The following is a 1,449-nucleotide window of genomic DNA, read 5'->3' as shown; positions in this document are numbered from 1 at the left end:
CAATACCGGTGACTTTGCAGGTGCTGGCTCGTTGAGTTGGTGTGCCAAGACCAGGACAGTTGAAGGCAGTTGAGGGTGATCGATTTTCGGATCGCATCGCTCTGGGAGTGCTCACGCGTGCGTTTCCGCCGGAGCTGGTGGATGAGGTGGTGGCGGGGTGCGGACGCACGGAGGAACGTCGGCGCCTGCTTCCCGCACGGGTGGTGATGTATTTCGTGCTGGCGATGTGCCTGTTCTCGGGGCAGGGATATGAGGAGGTCGGACGGCTTCTCACCCAGGGCCTGGAATGGGAACGCCGCTGGTCGAAGACGTGGCGGGTGCCCACCAGCGGGGCGATCGGACGGGCCCGGCTCCGGCTGGGGGCGGAGCCAGTGAAGGCGTTGTTCGCCCGGGTCTGCCGACCCGTGGCGGTCCCGGCGACGATGGGAGCCTGGTTTCGGGGTCTGCGGTTGGTATCGGTGGACGGCACGACCTTCGACCTTCCCGATACGGAGGCGAACGCCGTCTTCTTCGGGCGGCCGGGAACGGGGCGTGGGCAGGGCAGGAGTGCCTATCCGCAGGCCAGAGCCGTGGCCCTGGTCGAGTGCGGTACCCATGCCGTGTTCGCCGCCGACGTCGCGCCGCTGGCGGTGCACGAGACGGTCCTGGCCCGCCGCCTGTTCCCCTCGCTGACCAGGGGAATGCTGCTCCTGGCAGATCGGGGCTTCCTCGGCTTCGACCTGTGGCAGGCCGCCGCGGCGACCGGCGCGGACCTGCTGTGGCGGGTCCGGAGCAACGCGGTCCTGCCCATGGTGACCGCGCTGCCCGATGGTTCGTACCTGTCGGAGATCGTCGCCGCCCGGGACAAGAACCGGCGAGCTGACCCGGCACCGGTCCGCGTGATCGAATACACCCTGGGCCCATGTGGAGAAGGCACCGTCTACCGGCTGGTCACCACGCTCCTGGACCCGGCCACCGCACCGGCCAGGGAGCTGGCCGCGCTCTATGCCGAGCGCTGGGAGATCGAGACCACCCTCGACGAGATCAAGACCCATCTGGGCGGACCCCGCTTCGTCCTGCGCTCCCAGCATCCGGCCGGGGTGGAGCAGGAGATCTTCGCGTTCCTCCTGGTGCATCACGCGCTGCGCGACCTCATGCACCAGGCGGCCCAGCTGGAGAGAGAGGACCCGGACCGGATGTCCTTCACCCGCACCTTGCGCGTCGTCCGCCGGCAGACCACCGGCCAGGCGGGATTTTCCCCCCTCCCGGCTCGCCCGGGCACTGACACAGACCCTGCGTGAGATTACCGAACGTCTCCTGGCATCAAGACGGTTACGGTCCAACCCGCGAGTGATCAAACGCAAAATGTCCAACTGGCCGCTCAAACGCACCGAACACAACAACCCGCCTCGCCCGGACACCCCCGTCGTCACCCTCGCCGAGCCCACCAAAACAGTCCCAACCCCACGA

Annotated in this window: 1 protein-coding gene; it reads left to right on the top strand. The window is 67.9% G+C overall.

Annotated features, from left to right (window positions below):
• The first annotated feature begins 41 nt into the window (after window positions 1-41).
• The gene (locus tag ACFVYE_RS47280; protein ID WP_389609784.1) at window positions 42-1,280 is read left to right on the top strand and encodes an IS4 family transposase; all 1,239 of its coding nucleotides are present in this window, start codon (window positions 42-44) and stop codon (window positions 1,278-1,280) included.
• Window positions 1,281-1,449: the final 169 nt, after the last annotated feature.

This window comes from Streptomyces sp. NPDC058239, from assembly GCF_042882185.1.
Taxonomy (GTDB): domain Bacteria; phylum Actinomycetota; class Actinomycetes; order Streptomycetales; family Streptomycetaceae; genus Streptomyces.
This window is presented reverse-complemented; position numbering and strand designations above follow the sequence as displayed.